The sequence below is a fragment of the Amycolatopsis sp. NPDC003676 genome (assembly GCF_053587275.1).
On sequence record NZ_JBSFNS010000016.1, the window covers coordinates 21,905 to 47,172 of the forward strand.

General features: G+C 66.8%; 27 protein-coding genes. 14 read left to right on the top strand and 13 right to left on the bottom strand.

Annotation, left to right across the window (positions count from 1 at the left end):
• Positions 1-88 precede the first annotated feature (88 nt).
• Positions 89-964, top strand: a complete 876-nt coding sequence (locus ACWDNU_RS13130) for an alpha/beta fold hydrolase (protein ID WP_449668967.1) — start codon at positions 89-91, stop codon at positions 962-964.
• Here the strand turns inward: ACWDNU_RS13130 and ACWDNU_RS13135 are convergent.
• The 4 genes from ACWDNU_RS13135 to ACWDNU_RS13150 all read right to left on the bottom strand — a co-directional run bounded on the left by ACWDNU_RS13135 (position 961) and on the right by ACWDNU_RS13150 (position 4,608).
• Positions 961-1,620 (bottom strand): response regulator, encoded by a 660-nt coding sequence (locus tag ACWDNU_RS13135; protein WP_449668968.1) that lies wholly within the window; start codon positions 1,618-1,620, stop codon positions 961-963. The genes ACWDNU_RS13130 and ACWDNU_RS13135 overlap by 4 nt on opposite strands.
• Positions 1,617-2,711, bottom strand: coding sequence for a sensor histidine kinase (locus ACWDNU_RS13140; protein WP_449668969.1), 1,095 nt, complete (start codon positions 2,709-2,711; stop codon positions 1,617-1,619). The genes ACWDNU_RS13135 and ACWDNU_RS13140 overlap by 4 nt, the downstream gene beginning before the upstream one ends.
• A 107-nt stretch (positions 2,712-2,818) precedes the next feature.
• Entirely contained in the window at positions 2,819-3,376 is a 558-nt protein-coding gene (locus tag ACWDNU_RS13145; protein ID WP_449668970.1) for a GNAT family N-acetyltransferase, read from the bottom strand.
• Entirely contained in the window at positions 3,373-4,608 is a 1,236-nt protein-coding gene (locus ACWDNU_RS13150; protein WP_449668971.1) for an amidohydrolase family protein, read from the bottom strand. Before ACWDNU_RS13150 ends, ACWDNU_RS13145 begins: the two co-directional genes overlap by 4 nt.
• 79 nt (positions 4,609-4,687) lie before the next feature.
• On the opposite strand from ACWDNU_RS13150, the gene ACWDNU_RS13155 reads away from it, so the two are divergent.
• Positions 4,688-5,131 carry a MarR family winged helix-turn-helix transcriptional regulator gene (locus tag ACWDNU_RS13155; RefSeq protein WP_449668972.1) on the top strand — a complete coding sequence of 148 codons (444 nt, stop codon included), beginning with the start codon at positions 4,688-4,690 and terminating at the stop codon, positions 5,129-5,131.
• 53 nt (positions 5,132-5,184) lie between these two features.
• Positions 5,185-5,967 carry an IclR family transcriptional regulator gene (locus ACWDNU_RS13160; protein ID WP_449668973.1) on the top strand — a complete coding sequence of 261 codons (783 nt, stop codon included), beginning with the start codon at positions 5,185-5,187 and terminating at the stop codon, positions 5,965-5,967.
• A 59-nt stretch (positions 5,968-6,026) separates the two neighbouring features.
• Here ACWDNU_RS13160 and ACWDNU_RS13165 read toward each other — a convergent pair whose 3' ends face one another.
• Both ACWDNU_RS13165 and ACWDNU_RS13170 read right to left on the bottom strand, forming a co-directional pair.
• Complete coding sequence (locus tag ACWDNU_RS13165) at positions 6,027-6,533, bottom strand: Imm10 family immunity protein (protein ID WP_449668974.1); 507 nt, start codon at positions 6,531-6,533, stop codon at positions 6,027-6,029.
• A gap of 183 nt (positions 6,534-6,716) precedes the next feature.
• Positions 6,717-7,046, bottom strand: coding sequence for a hypothetical protein (locus tag ACWDNU_RS13170; protein ID WP_449668975.1), 330 nt, complete (start codon positions 7,044-7,046; stop codon positions 6,717-6,719).
• Positions 7,047-7,671: 625 nt separating this feature from the next.
• Here ACWDNU_RS13170 and ACWDNU_RS13175 point away from each other — a divergent pair.
• From ACWDNU_RS13175 to ACWDNU_RS13190, 4 genes are read left to right on the top strand one after another with little or no spacing between them, the layout of a single operon-like run.
• Complete coding sequence (locus ACWDNU_RS13175) at positions 7,672-8,397, top strand: creatininase family protein (RefSeq protein WP_449668976.1); 726 nt, start codon at positions 7,672-7,674, stop codon at positions 8,395-8,397.
• A gap of 4 nt (positions 8,398-8,401) precedes the next feature.
• A complete protein-coding gene (locus ACWDNU_RS13180) occupies positions 8,402-9,280 on the top strand; it encodes an amidohydrolase family protein (RefSeq protein WP_449668977.1) in 879 nt (292 codons plus the stop codon).
• Entirely contained in the window at positions 9,277-10,179 is a 903-nt protein-coding gene (locus tag ACWDNU_RS13185) for a dihydrodipicolinate synthase family protein (protein WP_449668978.1), read from the top strand. Before ACWDNU_RS13180 ends, ACWDNU_RS13185 begins: the two co-directional genes overlap by 4 nt.
• Positions 10,176-11,288, top strand: coding sequence for a mandelate racemase/muconate lactonizing enzyme family protein (locus ACWDNU_RS13190; RefSeq protein WP_449668979.1), 1,113 nt, complete (start codon positions 10,176-10,178; stop codon positions 11,286-11,288). The genes ACWDNU_RS13185 and ACWDNU_RS13190 overlap by 4 nt, the downstream gene beginning before the upstream one ends.
• On the opposite strand, the gene ACWDNU_RS13195 is transcribed toward ACWDNU_RS13190, so the two are convergent.
• Positions 11,272-12,846 (bottom strand): N,N-dimethylformamidase beta subunit family domain-containing protein, encoded by a 1,575-nt coding sequence (locus ACWDNU_RS13195; RefSeq protein WP_449668980.1) that lies wholly within the window; start codon positions 12,844-12,846, stop codon positions 11,272-11,274. The two genes, ACWDNU_RS13190 and ACWDNU_RS13195, sit on opposite strands and share 17 nt — an antisense overlap.
• Positions 12,843-14,195, bottom strand: coding sequence for an MFS transporter (locus tag ACWDNU_RS13200; protein ID WP_449668981.1), 1,353 nt, complete (start codon positions 14,193-14,195; stop codon positions 12,843-12,845). The genes ACWDNU_RS13195 and ACWDNU_RS13200 overlap by 4 nt, the downstream gene beginning before the upstream one ends.
• Before the next feature lie 199 nt (positions 14,196-14,394).
• Between ACWDNU_RS13200 and ACWDNU_RS13205 the strand changes: the two genes are divergently transcribed.
• Positions 14,395-15,825: an FAD-binding oxidoreductase gene (locus tag ACWDNU_RS13205; RefSeq protein WP_449668982.1), complete on the top strand. Its 1,431-nt coding sequence runs from the start codon at positions 14,395-14,397 to the stop codon at positions 15,823-15,825.
• A 46-nt stretch (positions 15,826-15,871) separates the two neighbouring features.
• Here ACWDNU_RS13205 and ACWDNU_RS13210 read toward each other — a convergent pair whose 3' ends face one another.
• Complete coding sequence (locus tag ACWDNU_RS13210) at positions 15,872-16,318, bottom strand: VOC family protein (protein WP_370934512.1); 447 nt, start codon at positions 16,316-16,318, stop codon at positions 15,872-15,874.
• Between the two features lie 107 nt (positions 16,319-16,425).
• Here ACWDNU_RS13210 and ACWDNU_RS13215 point away from each other — a divergent pair, with 107 nt between their 5' ends.
• Positions 16,426-17,583: a winged helix DNA-binding domain-containing protein gene (locus tag ACWDNU_RS13215; protein ID WP_449668983.1), complete on the top strand. Its 1,158-nt coding sequence runs from the start codon at positions 16,426-16,428 to the stop codon at positions 17,581-17,583.
• On the opposite strand, the gene ACWDNU_RS13220 is transcribed toward ACWDNU_RS13215, so the two are convergent.
• Complete coding sequence (locus tag ACWDNU_RS13220; RefSeq protein ID WP_449668984.1) at positions 17,561-18,568, bottom strand: aldo/keto reductase; 1,008 nt, start codon at positions 18,566-18,568, stop codon at positions 17,561-17,563. The two genes, ACWDNU_RS13215 and ACWDNU_RS13220, sit on opposite strands and share 23 nt — an antisense overlap.
• A gap of 91 nt (positions 18,569-18,659) precedes the next feature.
• Here ACWDNU_RS13220 and ACWDNU_RS13225 point away from each other — a divergent pair, with 91 nt between their 5' ends.
• The gene (locus ACWDNU_RS13225) at positions 18,660-19,562 is read left to right on the top strand and encodes a S66 peptidase family protein (protein ID WP_449668985.1); all 903 of its coding nucleotides are present in this window, start codon (positions 18,660-18,662) and stop codon (positions 19,560-19,562) included.
• Here the strand turns inward: ACWDNU_RS13225 and ACWDNU_RS13230 are convergent.
• A complete protein-coding gene (locus ACWDNU_RS13230; protein ID WP_449668986.1) occupies positions 19,559-20,020 on the bottom strand; it encodes a dihydrofolate reductase in 462 nt (153 codons plus the stop codon). The genes ACWDNU_RS13225 and ACWDNU_RS13230 overlap by 4 nt on opposite strands.
• Positions 20,020-20,817, bottom strand: coding sequence for a thymidylate synthase (locus ACWDNU_RS13235; protein ID WP_370934507.1), 798 nt, complete (start codon positions 20,815-20,817; stop codon positions 20,020-20,022). Before ACWDNU_RS13235 ends, ACWDNU_RS13230 begins: the two co-directional genes overlap by 1 nt.
• A gap of 108 nt (positions 20,818-20,925) precedes the next feature.
• Here ACWDNU_RS13235 and ACWDNU_RS13240 point away from each other — a divergent pair, with 108 nt between their 5' ends.
• Both ACWDNU_RS13240 and ACWDNU_RS13245 read left to right on the top strand, forming a co-directional pair.
• On the top strand, positions 20,926-22,134 hold the full coding sequence (locus ACWDNU_RS13240) for a cytochrome P450 (protein WP_449668987.1): 1,209 nt from the start codon (positions 20,926-20,928) through the stop codon (positions 22,132-22,134).
• Positions 22,135-22,194: 60 nt separating this feature from the next.
• A complete protein-coding gene (locus tag ACWDNU_RS13245) occupies positions 22,195-23,088 on the top strand; it encodes a hypothetical protein (protein ID WP_449668988.1) in 894 nt (297 codons plus the stop codon).
• Between the two features lie 4 nt (positions 23,089-23,092).
• Here the strand turns inward: ACWDNU_RS13245 and ACWDNU_RS13250 are convergent, their stop codons facing one another.
• Complete coding sequence (locus ACWDNU_RS13250; RefSeq protein ID WP_449668989.1) at positions 23,093-23,596, bottom strand: DUF1453 domain-containing protein; 504 nt, start codon at positions 23,594-23,596, stop codon at positions 23,093-23,095.
• A 139-nt stretch (positions 23,597-23,735) separates the two neighbouring features.
• Between ACWDNU_RS13250 and ACWDNU_RS13255 the strand changes: the two genes are divergently transcribed.
• Both ACWDNU_RS13255 and ACWDNU_RS13260 read left to right on the top strand, forming a co-directional pair.
• Complete coding sequence (locus ACWDNU_RS13255) at positions 23,736-24,329, top strand: TetR/AcrR family transcriptional regulator (RefSeq protein WP_370934503.1); 594 nt, start codon at positions 23,736-23,738, stop codon at positions 24,327-24,329.
• A 252-nt stretch (positions 24,330-24,581) separates the two neighbouring features.
• Positions 24,582-25,265, top strand: a complete 684-nt coding sequence (locus tag ACWDNU_RS13260) for a papain-like cysteine protease family protein (RefSeq protein WP_370934502.1) — start codon at positions 24,582-24,584, stop codon at positions 25,263-25,265.
• Positions 25,266-25,268 lie beyond the last annotated feature (3 nt).

Sequence of the window (25,268 nt, forward strand, 5' to 3'; positions counted from 1 at the left end):
GGGACGATTCCATACGGCCGAATCAGTAGCGTTTCCCCGTCCCGGCACGGCCTTTCGTGAACCGGGTTCTGCCATGGAGGAGTATTCGATGCGCAAGTTCGGGGGAACCGCGGCGGCGATCGCGGCCTGTCTGCTATTGGCAGGATGCGACGAGGAAACGGACCCGGATCCGGCACCGAGCAGCGCACCGGTCAGCCAGGCCGCGTTCACCGGGGCGAAGAAAATCACCGTCGACGGCAAATCGGTGAACGTGTCCTGTTCTGGAGCGCTCGAAAAAGGCAAACCAGTAGTGATTCTGCTGCACGGCGGCGGCGACGCACTGGACAAATTCGCCAGCCTTCAGGAAACACTCGGCAAGAAGAACCGGGTGTGCTCCTACGACCGGCTCGGCGCGGGCGGCAGCGACCAGCCCGCCGGTCCGCAGACCTTCGAGACCACCGGAAAGGTGCTGACCGGCGTCCTCGGCCAGCTCGCCGCGGACTCCCCGGTCGTGCTGGTCGGACATTCGCTCGGCGGGCTGATCGCCGCCCGCTACGCGCCCGAACACCAGGACAAGGTCAAGGGCCTCGTGCTGATGGACGCCACTTCGCCGACGCAGAACGCCGATCTGGTCAGGGAAATCCCGGCCGACGCCACCGGGGACGCGGCCGATCTCCGCGCGCAGACGATGGCGGTGTTCAAGGGCGAAAGCCCGGAAAAGCTGGTCGTCGCCGACGCGGACGTGAAATCCGCCGGGGACATTCCGGTCGAGGTGATCAAGCACGGCCAGCCGTACTTAGCGCAACTTCCCAGATACGGACCGGGCTTGGAACGAGCGTGGTCCGAGGGTCAGGAGAAATGGCTCGCGATCTCCAGTCGCAGCAAACTGACTGTCGCGAAAACCAGCGGGCACTACATTTACGTGGATCAGCCGGACGTCGCCGTCCAGGAAATCGAGAACGTCGCCGCGCGAGTCGCGGGCTAATCGACCAGTCCGTTCCGATAGGCGTAAACGACAGCCTGTACCCGGTCGCGGACGCCGAGTTTGGCGAGCATTCGCGAAACGTAAGTCTTCACTGTCTCCTGGCTGAGCACGAGCGTCGTGGCGATTTCGCTGTTGGAAAGGCCTTCCGCGACCAGGCGGAGGACTTCCAGCTCGCGCGGGGCCAGCGGGAGGTCACCCGGATCCGCGGCAGCGGGGCGGATCCGGGTGGCGTACCGGCCGACGAGCTGACGCGTCACCTCGGGATCCAGCAGCGCCGCGCCGGACGCGACCGTCCGGATCCCGTGCAGCAACTGGTCCGGCGGAGCGTCCTTGAGCAGGAACCCGGCGGCCCCGGCGCGCAACGCCTGGTAAACGTTCTCGTCGAGGTTGAAGTTGGTCACCACCAGCACTTTCACCGGTGCCGCGACGCCGGCTCCGGACAGCAGCCGGGTCGCGGCGATGCCGTCGAGCACCGGCATCCGCACGTCCATCACGACGACGTCCGGGCTCAGTTCCCGGGCCAGCTCGACCGCGGCCTGCCCGTCGCCGCATTCGCCGACGATCTCCAGGTCCGGCTGGGCGTCGATGATCGTCACCAACCCGGTCCGGACGAGCACCTGGTCGTCGGCCACGAGGACCCGCAAGGGCGCGCTCATGCCGGAATCCGGGCCCGGACGCAGAACCCGCCGCCCTCGCCGCGGCCGGCGCTGAAGTCGCCGCCGACGTCGTCCACCCGATCCCGCAGCCCGGCCAGCCCGCGCCCGCTGCCACGGACGGCCAGGTCGGCCTCGCTGTCGGTACGGACTTCCACGGTGATGTCCTCCTCGCCGTGCCGGACCTGGACCGACGTCGGGCTGCCGGGCGCGTGCTTGAGCGCGTTGGTCAGCGCCTCCTGCACGACCCGGTACACCACCGGCACCGCGCCCGATTCCGCGGGAGTGCCCACCTCGGTGAACTCCACCGGCTGCCCCGCGCGCCGCGTCTGCTCGACCAACGTGTCCAGGCCGAGGTCCTTGTGCGGGCCGGGATTGAGCACGTCGAGCAGATTCCGCAGCTCAGCGATGGCTTGGCGCCCGGTGTCGGTGACTGTGGAGAGCGTCTGGCCGAGCCGGTCGCCGGTGAGATAGCGCGCCGATTCGGTCTGCACGACCATCGCCGTCACGTGATGGGTCACGACGTCATGCAGCTCGCGAGCGATCCGCGCCCGCTCGGCCGCACGCGTTTCCTCAGCGACCCGACGGCGCCGCTCGACCTCCGCGGCGCGGGTGGAGCGCAGCCACGCCCCGATCCCCCACACGACGACCAACGACAGGTAGAACGCGGCCACTCCCGCCGCCGATTCACCGCCGCCACGCAGCGGAAACGCCGCCACGAACAGCAGATACGCCACCGTGAACGCGATCGCCGCCGCGCGCCGCCCCCGATCCGCCCGCCATCCGGCGTTCAGCACCGCGACCGGCAACGCCGAACCGGCGAACGAGTGGTACCCGCACAGCTGGTCGATCGCGAACCCGGCCGCCACCAGCGCGAGCACCGCGACCGGCCACCGGCGGGCTCCCGCGAGCGACAACGACTGCAGCGCGACCGCCCCGACCGCCAGCGCGTCGAACGGCCGCGACGGCAACCCGCCGAACTGCGTCCCGAACGTCTGCAGCGACGGGAGCAGCGATCCGGCGAAGAACGCGAGGCCGAGCAGGGGGAACCACACCGCGTGCCGAGATTTCGAGACCCGCCGGAGGTTGATCACCCGGCGAGTCTATTCGGGACGAACAGGACGCCGGATCCGCTCACGCCGCACCATGGACGGCGGGGCACGAGTCCTGCCCTGGTTCAGCCTGAATCGCGGCGCCCGGGTCAGCCTCGGCGTTTGGCCACCCACTCGTCCCTGGTCAACGCGTACTCGACTTCTCCGTGTTCGGTGCCCGGCAACGGATCGTCGAAGTGGACGTGGAACGTGCGGACGTAAGTCAGCCCAGCCCGCTGCATCACCCGGCGCGACGGGGTGTTCACCGCCATCGTCTGTGCCCACACCCGTCGCATGCCGAGTTCGGTGAATCCTTTGTGGATCACCGCCCGCGCGCCTTCCGTCGCGTAGCCGCGGCCCCAGGCTTTCGCCATCAACCGATAGCCGAGTTCCAGCTCCGCTGTGCTGCCGTCTTCCGGCGGGTCCAGCGAAATCCAGCCGACGAACTCGCCGGTCTCCCGCTCGGTCGCCGCCCACCGCCCGGCCGGTCCGTTTTCGTAGTCCCGGAGGATGGCGGGGAGGATCTTGTCCTCGACCTCGGCGCGGGGCGTCGGCTCGCCGGTCAGGAACCGCATCACCCGCGGGTCGCTGTCGAGCTGGACCAGGTTCTCGGCGTCGGCTTCGGTGAATCGCCGCAGCAGCAACCGATCCGTCTCCAGGACTTTCACTGGCCCGCCAATCCGGCCGCCGTCGCGATCCGGTCGCGCGATTCCAGCAGTCGGGTCCTGAGCTTCGGCAGATCAACGCCCAGCAGTTTCCCGTCCCGCTTAACTGCTTTTCCCCCGACGAAGACGCTGTCCACCAACCCCGGATGCGCAGCAGTGACCACTGTGGACACCGGGTCGTTGACTGGAAACACCGACAGATCCTCCGCGTCAATGAGCACCAGATCAGCGTCCTTCCCGACGCTGATGCTTCCCGCCCGGCCCTCTCGCCCGCAAGTTCGAGCACCGTCCACAGTGGCGAACTCGAGCACATCGCGCGCGACAAGACCGCCGTCCAGACCGCGCTGTGCCGCGAATGCCGTGCGCATAGCCGAAAACATGTCACCCCCCACTGACGGACAGTCGTCAACCGACAACGACGGCCGGATCCCGGCGGCCAGCAGACGTCCGGTTTCCGGCCACCCGAACCCCATTTTGAGCTCGACGTCCGGACTGACCGTCACCGAGCAGCCCGCGTCCGCGAGGATCGCCAACTGCTCGTCGGTGAGGCCGTTGCCGTGCACAATTGTCGTCCGGTCGTCAAGCAGTTTTCGTTCATGCATCTCGGGAATCGAGTCGCGACCCGAGCGGTGGAGGTGCATGCTCACCCTGAGCCCGAGTTTCCGCGCCAACGCGACGTCGGCGGCCGTGGTGTCCATTGTGGTCAACATCGGCCCACGCAGCCCGAACGCCATTTCGTCGCCGGACAGCCGATTCCGCACTCGGGCGGTGTCGGCGGGGTCCATCGCGCAGTAACAGAAGATCGACCTTCCGGGTGCCTCTTGGAGCGCATCGATCGCCGCGTCGGCGTTCTCCGGACGATCAGAGCAGTGGAACCAGTCGAGCATGGTCGTCACGCCCGAGTTCAGCGCCTCGAGCCGCCCCAGCAGATTGCCGAGATACACGTCCTCCGGCCGGTAGTGCGGCCTCAGCTTCTCGTGCATGGTCTCGCGGTACTCGGCGAACGTCCAGTCCGCGCCAAGCCCGCGAAACGCCGTCTGCCAGGTGTGCCGATGGGTGTCCACGAACCCCGGCAGGACGATCTTGCCCGTCGCGTCCACGATCTCGGCGTCGGCTTCGAGCGCGATGCCGACCGCCGCGATCCGGCCGTCCTCGATCAGCACGTCCCCGTGCGGCAGATCCCCGACCGTCGGATCGAGACTGACCACAATGCCGTTCCGCAGCAACGTCCGCATGAACCCTCCCCGCAGTTGATGCATCAACTCTAGGGCCGATGGAGTTGATGAGTCAACTGTCGAGGTACGCTCCCTGCCCATGACGCCCGACGACTGGGAGCTGTGGAACGCCTGGGTGCGGGCCCAACGCCTGCTCACCCGCGAACTGGACCGCGGACTGCAGCGTGCCTGCGGCATCTCGAAGGCCGAGTTCAGCGTGCTCGTGACCCTGTGGCGAACCCCCGGCCGAGAGGCGCGCGTCGCCGATCTGGTCGAGGCGCTGGGCTGGGAAAAGAGCCGCCTCTCGCACCAGCTGACGAGGATGGAGTCGCGCGACCTGGTCGCCCCGACCCGCAGCGGCCCCAGCGGCCGGCGCACCGGAATCAGCCTCACCGCGCACGGCCGCACGGTCATCCAGGAGGCCCTGGTGGTCCACGGCAACAACATCCGCCGCCACTTCCTGGATGAGCTGACCCCCGCGCAGGCCGCCGCCATCCGGTCCTGGGCCGAACAGACGATCGAGCGTATCGAGCCAGCCGGCTGACCGGACGCTACCGTGTTCCGAAGATGAGTACAGGTATCCGAAAGGTTGGTGCCATGAGCGACGCACCGGGCAAAGCAGCGTCGCCGGCCGCGGACCGGACGCTGACCGTGCTGGAAGCCCTCGTGCGGGCCGAGGAACCGCTGACGCTGACCGCTCTCGCCAAGGCTGCCGGGGTGCCGCTCGCGACCTGCGCTTCTATCGCTTACACGCTTGAGCAGCGGGGGTATGCCGTGCGGCGGGTCGTCGGCCGGAGCCATTTCTGGCGTCCTACGCTGCGGCTCTACGGGTTGGCCATCGAGCTGGTGCGGAAGGTCGACCTGCCGTCCATCGTCCAGGCCGACTTGCGGCGTCTTGCGGAAAGTCTGGGAATGCCTGCGCATGTGGGGATCTTGGAGGATGCTTCGGTTGTTTATGTGGCTAAGGCTTCTACGCCTGGGTTTGTGCAGTTCGATACTTATCGGGGGAAGGTCGCGCCGTTTGACCTGACTGCGCTTGGGCGGGCGATTGCTGCGCATCTGCCGGAGGCTGAGTTGAAGCCGTTGTTGTCGCGGCTTTCGCTCGGGGCTGGGCCGAAGGCTGCTGCGCCGGATGCTGGTCAGTTTCTGGCTTTGCTGGCGAAGGTGCGGGCTGATGGGTATGCGATTGAGAGCGAGGAGGAGCAGGCTGAGATCGCTTGCCTTGCTGCGCCGTTCTTCGATGCCGAGGGGGCTGTCGCAGGGGCCGTTGGGGTGACGGGGTTTGCGCGGCAGTTGGTTGGGGAGAAACGGAAGGCTGCGGTGCGGGGCGTGGTGCAGGTGGGGCAGGAGGTTTCTCGGCGACTGGGGTTTGTGGTGTAAGGCTCCACCGGAGGCGGCTCTCTGCTGCACATCATCAGCAGGGAGGCCGCCCGTTCGCATCAACTGCTGGCGAAGACTTGATCCATCGCCCGTTCCAGTCTCTCCCAGTCCTCCGCGCCGACTTCTAAGTCAATGCTCTGATGGACCGGCAAGCTGAGGATGCTTGCAGCTTCTTCGCTGAGCGTTACCTCCAAAGTGCTTCTGTTAAGCACGAATCCAATGATCCCACCGTAGCAAGTCGCGCCGTCTTCGGTGATTAAACAGTAGGTGTCGTGCCCCAGTTCCACATCCTGCTGGGAGACCTCACCGAGCTGCCGCTGGATTAACAGACTTCTTCCCGAGCCATCCGCTTCTTCACTGAAGCCGATCGTGAGAATCTTGGACTCCTCATCCCATTGTGCAACAGTCAATCTTGCTGTACGCATTCCCGCCTCTGATCGCCAACCTTGCCGCTCAAGATCATAAATCGCGAATAAACACCGTACGGTAAATCGACCCGTCAAAGAGCGGCAGGAAGTCGTCGCCAAGCTCGCCGAATGCGTCGTCAAAACCGCCGAAGCAGACAACTGGAGATCATCCGGGAAGCCACCGCTCCTCTTTCAGTACATACTGAGCCCAGTAAATTCGCGAAGAAAATCGACTGCGCCAGTGAATACTCCGACACCAGTGCACGCAAGTCATCTGAAATGTCCACATCGCGGCCGCGAGCCCAGCCAGCCTGCCTCAGCGATTGGATCGAAGTTCACTCCTTATCTTTTTCCAACGCAGAAACGTAGACGGTTATCCCAAAACGGTATCAGAATTCCACTTCTCACCTGAAACGCGGGCGAGGCTCGCAAGCCCGTCAGGGCTGCACTGCGCTCATCAGGTTTCTTCACGTCATCCCAGGCAGGCGAGTTGTGGACAAGCAGTTTAGCCTCGCCGAGCGAAACTCCAGCAATCCTGGACAATACATCCATGCAGCCAATCTTCGGGCAACCTATTCTGCGCAGTTCAGCTATGACCTCATCAAGCTCGATGCCTTGACCGAGCAAACGCCGCGCATCATCATCGTATTCATAGAAGTCGATTTCTCTCATCTCAAAAAATCTGCCATCCGCCATCATTGCATCCTACCTTCATTCGCGACAGAAAGACGAGCAGCGGGCGTTGTCGTAATCAACTACGCCGATTGGGCGCACGAGAACCGTCGACAGCCGGTTCGGGGCGTCCGCCCTGGTTCTCCCGACTGGAGGCGAGCACACGTCGTACGTCGCGTGCTCGCCTCCGGCGATGCGATCGACACCACCGCTCGCCGCCCACCGGAGCCAGACCCGCCCTGCAAACATCACTCGCACTGGCAGCGTCGTATGGTTCGGCGACGGATGCGAGGAATCCTGGAACGGCGCTTTGAAAGCGCGGCACCGCTGCCACCCCGCCGGCAGTCGCTCTCGACCAGCAGGACGCGAACGTCTGATTCCACCAGGCACCACTAGTCGCATCTCAGGCTTCGGAGCCAGCGTTGCGGGTACTCAAGGATCCGACCGACCGGTAAGCCTTTTCTGCACGTCCACGGCCCGGCCGCAGCTTCATCGGCGGTCGGGCTGCTTCTTGCCGTCCGGTCAACGGCATTGCTTCTCTCCTCCGGATCGACTATCTTCCTAAATCAGGAAGACTTCTACGAAATACCGGAAGATAGGCCAACCGGAGTATCGGGGAGACGTCGTGGGCGCACTGTTGCGCTGGGCGGAGGCCGACCGCGCCGCGGTGCGGGGTGTGCTTTCCGAGGCGCTCGTCTTGGTGCCCATCGGCGCGACCGAGCAGCACGGGCCGCATTTGCCTACGGGGACGGACGGGTTTCTCGCGGCTGCGGCGTGCGAGCGCGCGGCTGAGATCGCGGCACCGCGGGCCGAGCGGGCGTTGTTGCTTGCGCCGCCGATTCCGTATGGGGCTTCTGATCATCATCTTCCCTTCAACGGCACGCTTTCGCTGTCGGCGCAGACCTTGTTGCACGTGCTTGACGATCTGGCTCGCTCGATCGCGGTGCAGGGCGGGAAGCGGATGGTCGTGGTCAACGGGCACGGGGGCAACGTGGGGGTTTGCCACGCGTTCGCTGGAGGTGCGTCGACTCGGCATGGGCTTGCGGTGGCGCATACCGATTACTGGCGGGTCCTCGAGCCTGAGGACATCGTTCCTGGGCATGCTGGCGAGTTCGAGACCTCGATGATGTTGGCGGTTCGCGGTGAGCTGGTTCAGGAGAGAGCAGCTCGGGAGAAGCCGCCGCAAACCCGGGTGTCTGATGTGGACATCCACTCTGGACAGGTCTGGCGGGAGATCGACGGGTATACCGACCAGCCCGCGTTAGCTACGGAGGATCAGGGGCACAGGTGGTTCGAGAGGATCACGAACGGGCTCGCGGACCGGTTTGTAGCGCTGGCGAAGGTGTTGTGAAGCGATGATCGTGGACGTGCACACTCACACTCCGACCCATCGGGCCGCGGTGCCGGAGGACGAGTTGCGCGTTTACGAGGGGTGGCGTACCGACCGGGCCGTGGTCACCACCAATTCCTGGGACGACTACGACAAAGCCACCGCGGCGGCCGATCTGTCCATTGTGTTCAACATCGCGGTCGAGAAGCCCGAAGAGGCCACGGGGTTGCCGTATCGGGCGGAGGACACCAATACGGCCACGGCGGCATTCGCGGCGGACGATCCCGAGCGGCGGATCGGGTTCATGTCGGTGAATCCGACTGCGCCTGACGTGTTCGAAGAGGCTGATCGGTGTCGTGAACTGGGGCTGGTCGGAGTGAAGCTCGGACCGAACTATCAGAATTTCGATCCGCTGTCGCAGGCCGCGTTGGATTTTTACGGTTACTGTGAGCGGAACGGGTTGCCGATCTTGTTCCATCAGGGGGCATCGCCGATTCGGCAGGCACCGCTCCGCTACACGTATCCGCTCGTCACGGACGAGGTTGCGTTGCAGTTCCCGGAACTCCGGATTGTCATGGCGCACATGGGACATCCGTGGGGGCGCGAGACTGTGGTGACGATCCGCAAGCATCCGCACGTCTACGCCGACGTCTCCTCGATCTACCTCCGTCCTTGGGTCTGCTACGAATCGCTGCTCGCGGCGCAGGAGTGGGGTGTGCCGCACAAGCTGCTGCTGGGGTCGGATTTTCCGATCGCCACTACGGCGGAGGCGATGGCGGGCATCCGGCGGGTCAATGACATCGTCGAGGGCACGGCGTTGCCCAAGATTTCCGCGGAGCTGATCGAGGGAGTCATTCACGCGGACGCGGTTGCCGCGCTTGGCCTGGAGAGGAATCGTCGATGACGCCGATCCGGGGAGTTTCTCCCGTTCTCGAAGTGCCTTTTACTGACGACGGCGAGATCGACGTTTCCGGCTTTCGGCGCGTGGTCCGGCATGTGCTCGGGACCGGCGTCGGCAGCGTGATGTTCCCTGGGTTCGCGTCGGAGTTCTACAAGCTGACAGAGGACGAACGGCAGACGCTCACTCAGGTGTTGCTGACGGAAACCGCGCTGCGGCCGGATGTCTTGGCCATCGTCGCGGTTCAGGATCACGCGACGCGGCTTGCGGTGAAGCGGGCTACCGAGGCGGTGGACGCGGGCGCTGATTTGATCAATCTTTTGCCGCCGCACTATTTGCAGCCCTCCCGGAAAGCGCTGGTCAAGCATATTAGGGAGGTGCTTGACGCGGTGGATCCGACTCCGGTGGTGGTGCAATACGCGCCCGCCGAGACCGGCACCCGGCTTGATGCGGACGTCCTTCGCACGATCGCGGCCAAGCACGCCAATCTGCGGCTGGTCAAGGTCGAGTCGAGTCCGCCGGGGCCGTTGATCGCCGAACTGGCTGCTGGGGATCCGCCGATTCCGGCGGTCGAGGGGTACGCGGGGGTGCAGCTGCCGGACGCGATCCGGCGGGGTGCGGTCGGGACGCAGCCTGGGTGTTCGTTCACTGAGATTTACGTGGAGATCTGGCGGCGGTTCGAGAGCGGGGACGACGCGGGCGGGGACGAGTTGCACCGCAGGCTGCTCCCCTATATCTCCTACTGGATGCTCGACACTGAGCGAATTATCGCCACTGAGAAGCTGATTTCGGTCCGCCGCGGGCTGTTCGCCAGCCCGTACTGTCGTGCGCCCGCGCACCGGCTCGACGCCGAGGACATCCGGATGATCGACCGGTTTCTAGCGGAGTTCCGTGAGTTCCTGTGAGTACAGTCGAAGACATCGAGGTCGTCGCGATCAGTCCGGTCGTGCGGCCGGAACTCGTCGTGGCCGGGGCTCGCGGGACGCATGATCGTTCCGACTTCTTGCTGGTCCGGGTGACCACTTCGGACGGTGCGACCGGGCTGGGCGAGGTCAGCGCGACGCTTCAGTGGAGTGGCGAAGACGCTGGTACGGCGGAGTATCTCATCAGAAAAGCCCTTGCTCCGGCGATCCTCGGCCGGCCGCTCGTCCCGGTCGCTGATCTCGAGCGGCGGATGGACGACGCGGCGGCTGGTGCGCCGTTCACCAAAGCGGGGATCTCGACGGCATTGTGGGACGCGTACGCGCGCACGCTCGACGTTCCGCTCGCGACCGCGCTCGGTGGTCCATTAAGGACCAAAGTGCCGGTGAAGTGCTCACTCAGCGGCAGCGGGCAAAGACTCCACGACGTCTACCAGGCAGCCTACGAAGCGGGTTTTCGCAGCTATAAACTGAAAATCGGTTTCGACCCTGAAGAGGACGCCCGTAGGCTCGCAGAGACCCGCGCGCTCGTCGGGGTGGACACGTTCCTCGGGCTCGACGCGAACGGCGGCTACCGGCCGGCGGACGCCGCGAGGGCGATTGAGTTGATGCGCGACCAGGACCCGGCGTTTCTCGAGCAGCCAGTGGCGCCCGGGGATCTCGCCGGGATGCGCGACCTGCGCGGACGCGGTCTGTCCATTGTGGCGGATGAAAGCGTGTTCGGCACTGACGATCTGGTGTCCGTGATCCGAGCCGAAGCGGCGGACGCGGTCAGCCTCTATATCGGCAAAGCGGGCGGGCCAGGCCGAGTGGTGTCGATGGCGCACCTCGCGAACGCGTTCGGACTGGACGTCGTGCTCGGGTCCAATGGGGAACTGGGCATCGGCGCGGCGGCCCAGCTGCACGCGGCCTGTGCCGCGCCAGGGCTGTCGACCCGGATTCCCTCGGACATCATCGGCGCGCACTACTACGAGCGCGACATCCTCAAGATCCCGTTGCGCAGCGACGGCCGCAAGGTCCGGCTCGGCGACGCACCTGGCTTGGGCGTCGAGGTAGCCGACGATATCGCCGCTGGGTTCAGGAGCGTCCGATAAACCGGTCGAGGACGTTCGCGGTCACCGCCGAGACTCCGTCGTCCACCAGCACCGACGACGACCAGGTAATCGAGCCGACCGAGAACACCTCGCCGCCGCTGGCTGTCGAGTAGCAAGCGATCTCGCCGCCGCCGTCACCGGGGTTGCGGCCGCGCGCGAGTACGTGAGTCCCTTGTGGACTGTGCGGGCCGGTCTTGTCGGTTTCATGCCCGGAAGCACCGCCGGGGCAGCGTTCGTGCAGGCTCCGGGCGCCGAACAGGTCTCCCTTGGCCAATCCGGTGCCACGGAATGCCCAGTGGCCGGGGTCGAGCACCTCGTACGGCGCGCCGGTCATCGCACCCGCGCTGGTGAAGACCACGCCGAACAGCTCCGACGCCGGCCGGAACGTCCGGTGCATCCGGCTCTCGTATGGACCGTCCTCAATGGCCTGGGTGCGGAAGTGCAGCGCGTCAGCAGTGAAAGCCACCTCGCAGTCGGCGACATTGCCGCCGAAGTTGGCGAGCTTTCCGCCGCGGTCGTGGACCCAGGAGTAGACCGCGGAGTACATCTCGCGGGACCAATACTCCGGATGCGTGCTCAGGACCAGCACGCGGTAGCTGTCCAGCGGAAGGGTGCCGTCGTGCAGGTGGGCGTCGGAATAGAGGTCGTATTCGTAGCCGTTGCGTTCGAGCCAGCTGAGCAGTCGCCATTCCGCGGCGGCCAGGTGACATGGCTGCCTGCCGCGGATCGGATCCGCTGGCTGATCGTCCGCGCTGAGTTGGTTCAACGGCTCCGGACGCTCGAAGGACAGCGGCGGGTACGCGTCATCGGGCAGCGCGTGTTCGCTGAAGCTTGATTCGAGGTACCGGGGCATTTCCAAGCGGGGCACCAAAACTGGCGCGGACGGCAGTCCGGAAGCGTTGATGTAGTTGCTGCGGCCGCCGAAGTTGTTGTAGGCGTTCCAGGTGTTCGTGGAGGCGACGACGGCGATCGGCGCGGTCGGCTGGCGCGGCGCGACCACCCAGGGGAACGAAAACCGCGCCCCAGACTCGCCTTCGACGTGAAAGTAGTACAGGCCACTGCGGTCCGGAGCCGTCACGTATTGGCGGTGCGAGGGATCGACGTAGCCTTTTTCGTTGAATCGCACACCGGTTTGCGTGTAGTCTCCGTCGGGCGTCACCTGCACTGTGGCGCGCGGCGCGTGTTCGTCGAACCAGCCGATCAGCGCCGTCTCCTCGGCCGCGGCCCCGTGTCGCCACAGGCTCAGCCGATACGGCTCGGGGCTGTGGATCCGGAACTCGCCCTCGTCGCCGCTGCGGGCCCATTTCGGCCAGATATAGCCGAAAATCCGGTCGGACAGCAGCCGGAATTGATGTGGTTCGCCGGGGCCGAGCGCGACGTCTACGTGTTTGGCTCCGTAGCCGTCTTTGGCGAGGGTGACACGGTAGTCGCCGGGCGGGACGTCGGCGTGGATCGCTCCGGTCGCGGTGGAACGGGCAGTCCAGTGATCGCCGATCTCGACGAGCACGTCCGGCAAAGCGAGATAGCGTTCATCGCTGACATATCCCAGCAAGGTCATACCGTCGCGGCTTTCGGTTCAACGGCTGGCTCCGGCAACGGTTGTCCGGCGCGTTCGGGCAACATCAGCATCGCGACCGCGCTGAGCACGCAGCCGGCGATCACGTAAATGCCGACGCCCCACACCGCGCCGGTCGCGCCGACCAGCCACGCGCTGAGGTACGGCGCGAATCCGCCGCCGAGCACGGCGGTGAGCTGATATCCCAGGTTGACGCCGGTGACGCGCGAGCGAGTGTCGAACAATTCGGACAGAATCGTCTGGGACAGCGCGGACATCGCCATCACGAACACCGAGAAGCCCAGCACCATCGCGACCGCCACGAGCACCGAGTTTTTCGTCTCGAACAGCCAGAACACCGGGAAGATCACGACGGCGAGCCCGACGCAGCCGCCGAGGAACACCGGTTTCCGGCCGATCCGGTCCGACAAAGCACCCCAGGTCGGCGCGAGAACGATCTGTGCGCCGGCGGCGACCATTGTCGCGGTGAGCGCCACCGACGCGGGCATGCCGAGATCTTTCTTGACGTACGACGCGCCGTACGTGGTGATCACGTAACCGCCGATGCTGTTGGCGAAACCGAACAGAACGCCGTAGATCAAATTGCGTGGACGACGCAGTACGGAGACCAACGGAATGCGCGCGCCGGAATCGACCTTGCGCGCGCGTTCGAACTCCGGCGTTTCGCCCACCCGCAGCCGGATGACCAAGCCCGCGACCAGCAGCACGAAGCTCAGCAGGAACGGGATCCGCCAGCCCCAGGCCAGGAAATCCCGATCGGGTAGCGTCGCGAACAACGCCATCAATCCGGAGGAAATGAGCAGCGCGACTCCCGCCCCGGAAAGGAGCAGCGCACCATAGAGACCGCGTTTGCGCGGCGGGGCGTGTTCGACGGCCAGCGAGATCGCGCCGCCCATTTCGCCGCCGGTCGAGAATCCCTGCAGCAGCCGCAGGATGACGAGCAGAATCGGAGCCGCGACGCCGATCTGGCGGTACCCGGGCAGCGCGCCGATGAGAATCGTGGCGATGCCCATCAGCACGATGGTGAGGATCAAAGCCTTCTTGCGCCCGAACCGGTCCGCGATGTGGCCGATCATGACGCCGCCGACCGGGCGCAGCACGAATCCGACGGCGAAGGTGGCGAACGACGACAGCTGCCCGGTGAGCGGGTCCGCGGACGGGAAGAACACGGCCGGGAACACGACGGCGGCGGCTAGGCCGAACAGGTAATAGTCGTAATACTCGAGCAGCGTGCCGATGCTGGAAGCCAGCACCGCGGACCGGCGCGCCGATCGAGGCGGGGCCGAACCGGCCGAGCCGGAGCCGTCCGAGTGAGAGCTGTCTGCGCCCATGCCGACCGCACCTCCTGATCCGATGGTGGACCAAGGCCGGTCGACCTCGACCCGACAACCCCCCGAATCACGTATTTCCGAGATACCGTAGATACGTCTTCTATTTCGGAAAGATTAGTCTATGCTGGCGCCGTCGGACAAGGGGAATCTCGGGCGGGCGCCGGCGGTTTCCGCAGCACGCGCCGTGGAGGGGTCGACCATGACGTTGAGCCGTCGTCGTCTTTTGCAGTTGTCCGCGCTCGCGGCGGGCACGGCCGTGGTCGGGGCCGGAACCGTTGCCGAGGCCGCCGGAAAGGAGCCGGACTGGGCCGCGTTGCGCAGGCGGCTGCACGGCGCGCTGCTGCAGCGAAATCACGCTGGCTACGAGGAAATCCGCCCGCCGTTCAACATCCTTTACGACGACCGCTACCCGCCGGCGATCGCCCGCTGCGCCGACACCGACGACGTCCGGAAGTGCCTGGCTTTCGCCGGGGAAAACAAAATCGCCTTCGCGGCCCGCAGCGGCGGCCACAGTTATGTCGCCTATTCCACTCCGGGCGACGGATTGGTCGCGGACCTCAAGCTGATGAACCGCGTGGAGGTCCGGCGGAACGGCACCGCGGTCGTCGGCCCCGGCACGCGGTTGATCGACGTTTATCACGCGCTCGCCGCCGAAGGCCGCGCATTGCCGGGCGGCACCTGCGGTTCGGTCGGCATCGCCGGGCTCGCGCTCGGCGGCGGGATCGGCGTGCTGATGCGGAAGTACGGACTGACCTGCGACCACCTGGTCGGCGCGAAAGTCGTGACACCGCGCGATCTGCGGGTGCATTCGGTCGACCCGGGTTCGGACCTCGGCTGGGCGCTCACCGGCGGAGGCGGCGGGAACTTCGGCGTCACCACGGAATTCACCTTCCGCACGGTGCCCGCGCCGCCGCGGGTCACGGTGTTCGTGGTGAACTTCCCCGAGGGGTCCGGCACCGACGTCTACGGTGCCTGGCAGGACTGGATCACCGCCGCGCCACGGGAATTCTGGTCGAACATCTCGGTGCTCGGCGGCCCGAACCCGGCCGCGGGCGTGCCCGGCTGCCTCCTCGGCGGGGAGCAACAGGCGCGCGAACTCATCGCCGATCTGGAGCGCCGGGCCGGGGTCAAGGGCACTGTCAGCGGCTTCCAGGAGACCGACTATCTCGGTGCGATGGATTTCTGGTCCGGAAGCCTGGGACGTCGTCGATTCATGGCGGCCTCCCGGGTTCTGGCGCGAAAAGCGGATCCGGCGCAGCTGAGCGCGCTCGTCACCGGCGAGACCAAGATCGCGCTGGAAGTGAACCCGCTCGACGCGGCGGTCTCCGATATCCGCCCCACCGACACCGCGTTCGCCCACCGCGGTGTTTTCGGCGACGTGCAGGTTTACCTCAGCGCCGCCCCGGACGTCGACCGGGAAACCGCGAAGCACGAGGTGAACGACGTCCAGGCACGGCTGGCGAAATTCGCCACCGGCGGCGCGTACGTCAACTACATCAACGACGACCAGAAGGATTGGGCCACCGCGTACTACGGGGTGAATCTCGGGACGCTCCGGGCGGTAGCGGCGAAGTACGACCCGAGTGGGGTGCTCGCGTTCGAGCAGGGTCTCTCGCCGCGCCCGGTGTGAAAGCCGGTCTGCGGCCGGCGCAGGACTCCGGCCGCAGACCGGCGGGCTAGGCGGCGACCTGCAGGATCCAGGTCACCCCGAAGCGGTCCCGGAGCATGCCGAACGCCGGGGCCCACTGCGACGGGCCGTACGGCTCGATCACCGTCGCGTCCTCGGACAGCTTCTTCCAGAACTCGCCGACCTCGTCGACGGAATCGCCGCTGACGGACAGGAAGAACTTCTCCGTCGTAATGGTCGTCCCGTTCTCGCGGGTGGTCTCCCCGACCGGCGCGGCGGCGGCGAGGCCGGGAACGTCGTAGGCCATCACCTGGAACCCGTTCTCGCCGATGACCTGCCCGAAGACGACGTGGTCCGCGCCGGGCGCTTCCTTCGGCATGCCGAAGTCGCCGTAGGTGGCGATCCGGATCTCCCCGCCGAAGACCGACCGGTAGAACTCGAGCGCCTCCCTGGCCTCGCCCCGGAAGTTCAAGTGGGCGACGGCGTGCACTGCCATGATTTCGACTCCTCGATTCCAGCGCCGGACTCGTTCCCGCGCTCGGCACCGAGACTCGCACCAGTAGCGGTCAGGCAGTGGCCGCTACTTCCGGCATGATCGAAACCATGCGAAAGGTGACCGACGACGAGCGACGAGACCGCATCGGACTGCGGCACGCATTGACGACCGCCGCACCCGGGGTGGAGGACGCCGTCCGCGCGGTCACGTGTTTGCACGCGACCGAGGCCAGCAGCATCTATCTGTCCGCGTACGCCCGGTCCCGCGCCGATCGGGAGTCCATTTCGGACGCATTGTTCGGTCGACGCACTGTGGTGCGGCAGTTGGCGATGCGCCGGACGGTGTTCGCGTTTCCGGTCGATTTGTTCGCTGCGGCAAGGGGAAGCGCGTCAGCTCGGGTCGCTCGGCAGCTGACCGCACGGCTGGTGAAAGATGTCGGCGATGATCCGGCCTGGGTCGCCGCCCGCTGCTCCGAGGCGCTCGCGGCAATCCGCGAAGAACCCGGGACCGCTGCCCAGCTCCGTACCCGGGTTCCCTCGCTCAACACGCGGATCGCCGCCGAAGGACGGCCCACCGTCCTCGCCCCCGTGGGATCCCGCATCCTCTCCGTGCTCGCGGCCAGCGGCGCGGTGGTACGCGGGGAGAACGCCGGTCGCTGGCAGACGTCGCGTCCAGTGTGGACAGCGGTTGAGCAGTGGTTAGGCGAGGATCCGGGCGTCCTGGACGAACCGGAGGGCTACCGGGAGCTGGTGCGGCGGTGGCTGTGGTCGTTCGGGCCGGGGACCGAGGACGACCTGGTGTGGTGGCTCGGCGCGACGAAAACCGCGGTCCGCCGCGCGCTGGAGGACGTCGGCGCGGCGCCCGCCCTACTGGAGGACGGCACCCCGGCGTGGCTGCATCCTGACGACGAGGAGAAAGTCCGCCTCGACGGGGACTGGGCGGCGCTCCTCCCGACCCTCGACCCGACCACCATGGGCTGGCGCCGCCGCGACTTCTACCTCGGCGACCACGGCCCGCATCTCTTCGACGGCGCGGGCAACGCCGGTCCGACCGCGTGGTGGAACGGGCGGATCGTCGGGACCTGGACGCAACAGGCGGACGGGACGGTGGAGGTCGTGGCGATCGATCCGTTGCCCCGGGCCGCGGTGCGGGCGTTGGACGAGGAGGCCGCGAAGCTCACCGCCTGGTTCGACGGTGAGCTGGTCGCGACCGGTTACGTGCCGCCACTGATTCAGGGCCGGGTCAGTCGCGGCGGCGGAGCTTAGGGTCGGTAAGCGAAGGCGGGACGTACGACACGTCGATCGGCCCCACATCGGTGCCCGGCGCGACGATCTCGTCGATCCGGTCCAGGACCTCGTCGTCCAGCCGGGTATCGGTGCCAGCCAGCAGGTCGTCCAGCTGCGGCAACGTCCGAGGCCCGATGATCGCGGACGTCACGGCCGGATGGTTGACCGCGAACGCCAGCGCCAGATGCGTCAGCGAAAGCCCGGTTTCCTCGGCCACCCGCGCGAGCTGTTCGACCGCCGCGTGTTTGCGCTCGTCGCTCATGTGCCGCGGCACGAACCGCAGCTGCGCTTCCCGCAGCTGCTCGCCACCGGGCCGATAACGGCCGGTCAGCAGGCCCATCGCGAGCGGGCTCCACACCAGGACCCCCATGCCGTACCGGTCGCACACCGGCAGGATTTCGCTCTCGATCCCCCGGTTGAGCAGCGAGTACGTCGGCTGCTCGGTCCGCAGCCGGGCCAGCCCCGCGCGCTGCGACACCCATTGGGCTTCGACGATCTCGGACACCGGGAAGTTCGAGGACCCGACGGCGCGCACCTTGCCGCTGCGCACCAGGTCAGTGAGCGCGGAGAGCGTTTCCTCCAAGTCAGTCTCAGGATCGGGGTGATGGAGCTGGTAGAGGTCGAGGTGGTCCGTCCGCAAGCGCCGCAACGACTGTTCGACCTCCGCGACGATCCAGCGCCGGGAGCTTCCGCCGCGGCCCGGGCCCATCGAGCCGTTGACCTTCGTGGCCACCACGACCTCGTCCCGGCGGCCCTTCAACGCCGCGCCAAGGATCTCCTCGGACTCCCCGCCGGGCCCGTAAACGTCAGCGGTGTCAACGAAATTGATCCCCGCGTCGAGCGCCCGGTGCACCATCCGGACGCACTCGCCGTGGTCGGGATTGCCGATCTGCCCGAACTTCATCGTGCCGAGGCAATAGGCGCTGACCTTGATGCCGGTCCGCCCTAAAAGCCGCATCTGCATGTGCCGGTTTCCTTTCCTGAGCAAAGCCACGCTGGCAGAGGAAGCGGCCAGCCAGTGACCGCTACCGCGCACAATCTGCGAAAGTGATCAGGTGACCGACGTCGTGCTGCCGCCCCGACTCCGCCGCGGAGACCGCGTCCGGCTCGTCTCCCCGGCGAGCTGGCCCACCGACGAGATGCTCGCGGAATCCGTGCGGACGCTGGAAAACTGGGGCCTGACCGTCGAAGTCGGCAAGCACGCGCTCGACCGGCACGGGTACCTCGCCGGACTCGACGAGGACCGGTTAGCCGACCTCAACGACGCCTACCGCGACCCCGGCGTGCGCGCGGTCATCGCGACTCGCGGCGGGGCCGGGGCGTACCGGATCGCCGACGGGATCGATTTCGCCGCCGTCCGCGCGGATCCCAAACCGCTCATGGGGTTCAGCGACATCACCAACCTGCATCTCGCGTTGTGGCGGCACTGCCGGATCGCCGGGATCCACGGCTTCCTCGCCAGCGAGCGCTCCGCCGAATCAACCCGGCGGCTGCTGTTCGAAACTGAGCCCACGACCCTGCACCGCGACCCGAACGCGCTCACCGCAGCGGTCTCGTTTCCCGGGACGGCCACCGGGAACCTCGTCGGCGGCCATCTCGGCACCATCATCGGGTTCATCGGAGCCGGACTGCCCAGTCTCGACGGCGCGATCCTGTTCCTCGAAGCCCCGCGCGCGATCGGGCTCGGGCAGGTCGACCGGCAACTGACGCACCTCATGCGGTCCGGGTCGCTGCGCGGTCTGCGCGGGGTCGCGCTCGGCCGGTTCCCCGGGTTCGAGGACTACACCGACCGCGGCTGGACCGTCCTCGACGTGCTGCGCGACCGGCTCGGCGCGCTGGACGTCCCGGTGCTCGGCGGCATCGACGTCGGCCACGGCACCGCCCCGCTGTCGGTCCCGCTCGGGCCGGTCGCGACGCTCGACGCGGACACGCTCACCGTCTGGCCTGCGGTCCGCTAGGAACCCCAGCTCAGGTGCCGGAAGTGCAGCCCGTTCTTCGACTCCTGCCACTCCCCGACGGTGTCCGGCTCCCGGCCGATCTCCGGCGCGTAGACGTCGCCCTCGAAGGACTCGCGGAGTTCGGTCACCTCGATCCGGTCCGCGAACGGCAGCGACTCCTGGTAAATCCGCGCGCCGCCCATCACCCACACATCCCCGTCGGCGGCCGCAAACGCTTGCTCCAGGCTGGGGAACGTCTCCGCGCCGTCTTGGGGCGTGCGCGACACCACCAGGTTGCGCCGTCCGGGCAACGGCCGGACGCGCTCCGGCAGCGACTCCCACGTACGCCGACCCATCAGCACGGTCGCGCCCGCGGTCACCGTGCGGAAGTGCTTCATGTCCTCCGGGATGTGCCACGGCAACGCGTTGTCCCGGCCGATGACGCGGTTCGCCGACTGCGCCCAGATGAGTCCGATCATCAGACGGCCACCGGAGCCTTGATGCCGGGATGCGGGTCGTAGCCCTCCAGCACGATGTCCTCGTATCGGTAGTCGAACAGGCTCTCCACCGGCTTCAGCCTCAGTGACGGGAACGCTCGCGCGTCCCGAGAGAGTTGCTTATACACCTGGTCGACGTGGTTGTCGTAGATATGGCAGTCTCCGCCGGTCCATATGAATTCGCCGACGCGCAGGCCCACCCGTTCGGCGATCATGTGCGTTAGCAGGGCGTAGCTCGCGATGTTGAACGGGACGCCGAGGAACAGGTCCGCGCTGCGCTGGTACAGCTGGCAGGACAGTTCGCCCTCGGCCACGTAGAACTGGAAGAACGCGTGGCACGGCGGGAGCGCCATCTGCGGGATATCTCCGACGTTCCATGCCGAGACGATGATCCGCCGGGAATCCGGGTTCTCCTTCAGGGTGCTCAGCACCTCGCTGATCTGGTCGACGTGTCCACCGTCGGGCGTCGGCCAGGAGCGCCATTGTACGCCGTACACCGGACCGAGGTCGCCGTCCTCGGCGGCCCACTCGTCCCAGATTGTGACGCCGTGGTCACGCAGCCAGTTGACGTTCGAGTCGCCGCGCAGGAACCACAGCAGTTCGTACGCGATCGAGCGGAAGTGCACCTTTTTCGTGGTGATCAGCGGGAATCCGTCGGCCAGCCGGTAGCGCAGCTGGTGCCCGAAAATCGACCGGGTGCCCGTACCGGTGCGGTCCCCCTTCTTGGCTCCGGTGTCGAGCACGCGCTGAAGCAGGTCTTCGTACTGCGTATCCGGCATGCCCGAATCGTAATCCAGAGAAGCTGGCAGGCCACGCACCCCCATATCAGCGGAATGTCAGCCGCCGCGGTGACCCTTGGTCGCACCACCACACAGAGGGGGATTTCGATGACACGCCCACCCGGCCTGCCGCTCGAGCGCGACGCAGGCCCGTTCGCCCCTCCGTCCGCCATCACCCGGCTGCGGGAGTCCCGGCCGGTGAGCCCGCTGAAGTTCCCGGACGGGCACGACGGCTGGCTGGTCACCGGCTACGACGCGGTCCGCCAGGCGCTGGCCGACCCGCGGTTCAGCTCGCGCCAAGACCTCGGCCCGGTCCACGTTCCCTACGAGACGCCGAGCATGCCGGAAGCGCAGGAGGACTTCGAACCGTCGCCGCAAACGCCTGGCCTGTTCATCACCATGGACCCGCCGGACCACGGCCGGCTGCGCAAGAAGCTCACCGGCACGTTCACCGTCAACCGGATGAAACGGCTCGAGGAACGCATCACCGAAATCGCCGAACAACAGCTGGATCACCTCGCGGACTGCCCTAAACCGGTCGATTTGGTGACGGAATTCGCGCTTCCGGTGCCGTCGCTGGTGATCTGCGAAATGCTCGGGGTGCCGTACGCGGACCGGGAAATGTTCCAGAAGAATTCCTCGCAGATCATGCTCCGGGACCAGAGCATCGAGGACAAGATGGCCGCCTGGACGGCGATCTCGTCGTACCTCGCCGAACTCGCGGTGAGCAAGCGCGCGGAACCCGGGGCGGACATCCTCTCCGACCTGGCCCGCGACGAAGATCTCAGCATCGAGGAACTCGTCGGCATCGGGTTCCTGCTGCTGCTCGCCGGGCACGAAACGACGGCGAACATGTTGGCGCTCGGGACTTTCGCGTTGCTGGAGAACCCGGCGCAACTCGCGGCACTGCGCGCCGATCCGGACCTGATTCCCGGCGCGGTCGAGGAACTGCTGCGCTATCTCGCAGTGGTCGACGTCCTGTTCCGGTACGCGGCCGAAGACCTCGAACTCGGCGGCGAAAAGATCAGCAAGGGATCGACCGTGCTCATTTCGATGGCGGCGGCCAATCGCGATCCCTCGCATTTTCCCGACGGCGACGACCTCGATGTCGAGCGGAAAGCGCGTACCCATCTGTCGTTCGGGCACGGCGTGCACCAATGCCTCGGCCAGCAGCTCGCCCGGATCGAAATGCGCGCCGGGTTCGCCGGACTGCTGCGCCGCTTCCCGACGCTCGCGCTCGCGGTCCCGCCGGAGGAGATCCCGCTGCGGACCGGCATGAACATCTACGGCGTCCACGAACTGCCCGTGACCTGGTAAAACTGCACGCGTCAACAGATCAGTTGACGCGTGCGCACGTCAACGTATACGTTGACACTCATGGCAGACTCCGTGCAGGAAATGGCCGCCCGATACTTCCGGCAACGCAGAAACCCCTTCCTCGACGAACTGGTGCGCACGGCGAGATCCGGACGCCAGCCCGGCGAAGACCTCAGCGCCGAGGACGCGGCAGGGGCACTGCACCTGGTCCCGGACGTCCGCGGCGACCTGGACCGGGCGGAGGTCACGCTGATCGAATCGGTTCTCGACCGCGGCTGGACCTGGGAACAGCTGGGGGCGGAGTACGGGAACCGGTCCAAACAGGCGATGCAGCAGCACTACCGGCGGCGCGGCGGGAAACGTTCCTGGCCGGCCGGGGAACGCCCGCCGCGCACCGGATCACCGCACCGCCTCGGCGACGAAGACCTGGACCCCGCCGACGTGGAGAAGGTGCGCGAGGCGATCAGCGCACTGCTGGCCACCGCGCACGACGTCGCCGAAACCCACACCGTCGACGGGGCGTGGACCGCGGGCGAACCGATCCTGGAGGAGATCTCCGCGGTCGGACTGGATCCGTTGCCCCGCTTGGAAGTCGCGTGCCGCGCCGCGGCCGGTGCCATCGAGGACATGGTCATCGCGGGATGGGAACGCCGCGATCCGGGACGGGAGGCGCGGCGGAGGCAGTCGTGGACGGTGCGGCTCGAGGACGAGATGCGGGACATGGCGTCCTGGCTCGACCGGGAACCGCAAGGACGGTTTCTCCCCCGAGCCGACTGCCCGCTGACCGTCGGGACGACAACTGCCCAACGAGCGGACCACGTCGAGATCGCCGCCGAGGACGTCGAGCAGGTGCGGGAATCGATCAGCCTGACGCTCGACCGGCTCGAAGCCCACCGCGCAGTGTTCGACCAGGTCATCGACGAGCTGCGGCGACGGCAGGCCGAATTGTCCTGAGCCGTCAGCGAACCCGGGACAGCAGCTTGCCCCATGGCCGTTCCTTGTCCTTAGCGAACGGCACGTCCGACCGCAGCCCGCGCGGGATCAGCACCAGCGCTTCTCCCGCGAAGCTGATGCCGATCGCGAGCTGATAGGGCCTCGCCTGTTCGTGCATGCCGAATTTCACTGCCAGCACAGTGAATCCGAGCGACACGGCCACGCCGAGCACGAACAGCGCGAGGCTCGACTTGCGATAGCGCTGCCACAGCTCGCCTTTCTTCGCATACAGCCGGATCGTCGCCCCGCGCGCCGCGCCGAAGCCGAGACCGACCACGCAGCTGCCGACGATCCACCACACGTCAGCGCTGGTCAGCCCCTTGAACCCGACCACCCCCGCGACGCCGATCGCGATCAGCACTACCGGCGGCGCGACCGTGTCGCGCCAGTTCAACGGCTCCCCGAGCATCCGGAACACCAGCATCACCACGACACCGACGACCAAGCTCCCCAGCACCCACCCGCTCATCGCAGCTCCCCCTTCGCCGGACCTCGTGCGTGTTTATGCCGGTGAGAACCGGCATAGGCGCGCACGAGCCCCAGTCATCCTCTTATTTAGCATGAACTTGCTAAATACAGCGTGGCACCGCCGTGCTATAAACGCAACCATGCCGAAGATCGTGGTGCCGGAAGACCGTCGGACGGCCGTCAGCGAAGCCGTGGTCCGGGTGGTCCGCCGCGGCGGCGTCGAGGCCGCGACGCTCGGCAACGTGGCCAAGGAAGCAGGCCTCGCGATCGGGTCGATCCGGCATTACTTCGCCGACCACGAGGCGATGATGATCTTCACCATGGACCAGCTCGGCCGCCGGATCGGCGAGCGCGTCGCGGTCCGCGCGGACCGGCTCCTCAAGGCCGATACCGATCGCCGCACGCTGGTCGAAGACCTGCTCGCCGAATTCCTCCCACTCGACGACGACCGCCGGGACGAGGCGGTCGCCTGGCTGGCGTTCGCCGTCGCCGCCCGCACCCGTCCAGCGTTCCGCGCGAGCGCCGACGCCCAGCACCAGTACCTGCGCGACCTGATCACCCGGATCCTGCGCGAGGCCGTCGCGCTCGGCAGGCTGCCGGAGGAACTGGACCTGACCGTCGAGTCGGTCCGGCTTTCCGCGCTGCTCGACGGATTGACCATGCAAGCGGTGCTGCACCCGGAATCGACGTCCCCGGACTTGCTCCGGGACGCGTTGCGGCGAAGCCTGCCGTAACCCCGGGTCCCTTGTGGACCAAAGTCCCTCCAGCGCGATTCATCGGTTGTGAACGCGCTGTGAATATTGCGAATTACCTGTCGCCGCGATGCGCGAAACCGCGGCGGTGCCAGTCGTTTCCCCGCAGAACCGGATGTGAACACTCACACCGCGTGCCGGAGCCGTTGCTCTGCGGGAGTGGGCGAGCACACAGTGATGCTCGGCCGGGTCACCCCGGCAAGCTCCCTTCCCCGTCTGGCACAAGGAGATTCGATGGATTACCGACCCACCCGGCGGACAGTCCGGATTACGGTGGCGACCGGGGCAGCCGCGCTTGCCGTGGCGCTGCTGCCGGGCACCGCGCTGGCCCAGTCGACCAACGACGCCGGGCAGCCGAACGGCCTCATCAAGACCGCCACCCACACGAAGGTGGTCGAAGTCCAGCCGCTCGGCGCACACCTGAACCGCGCCGCGCTGCCCGCATCGAAGCAGCTCACGTACAACCAGCAGGTGCAGGAAAACGACCAGTGGTGCTGGGCCGCGGACGGCTCCAGCATCGAGCAGTCGCAGGGCGGCACCGCCTCGCAGGCCGATTTCTGCGCGGCGGGCAAGGGCACCCAGTCCGGGTACTGCCCCAACGAAGGCGGGCAGATCTCGGAGATCGTGCAGGGCTTCATCGGCACCGGGTTCAACGCCGAGAGCGCGAACGGACCGATCAGCTACGACTCGGTCCAGAACCAGGTCAACTCCGGAATCCTGAACCTGACCGGCATCTACTGGACCTCCGGCGGCGGCCACGCCGAGGTGATCTACGGATACGACAGCGCGAACAACTCGATCATGGTCGGCGACCCGTGGCCGAGCTACGAGCGGTACCAGACCTGGGACTACACCCAGTACCAGAGCAACGCCCAGTTCACCTGGAACGACACCATCGTCAACATCAAGAAGGGCTGACGA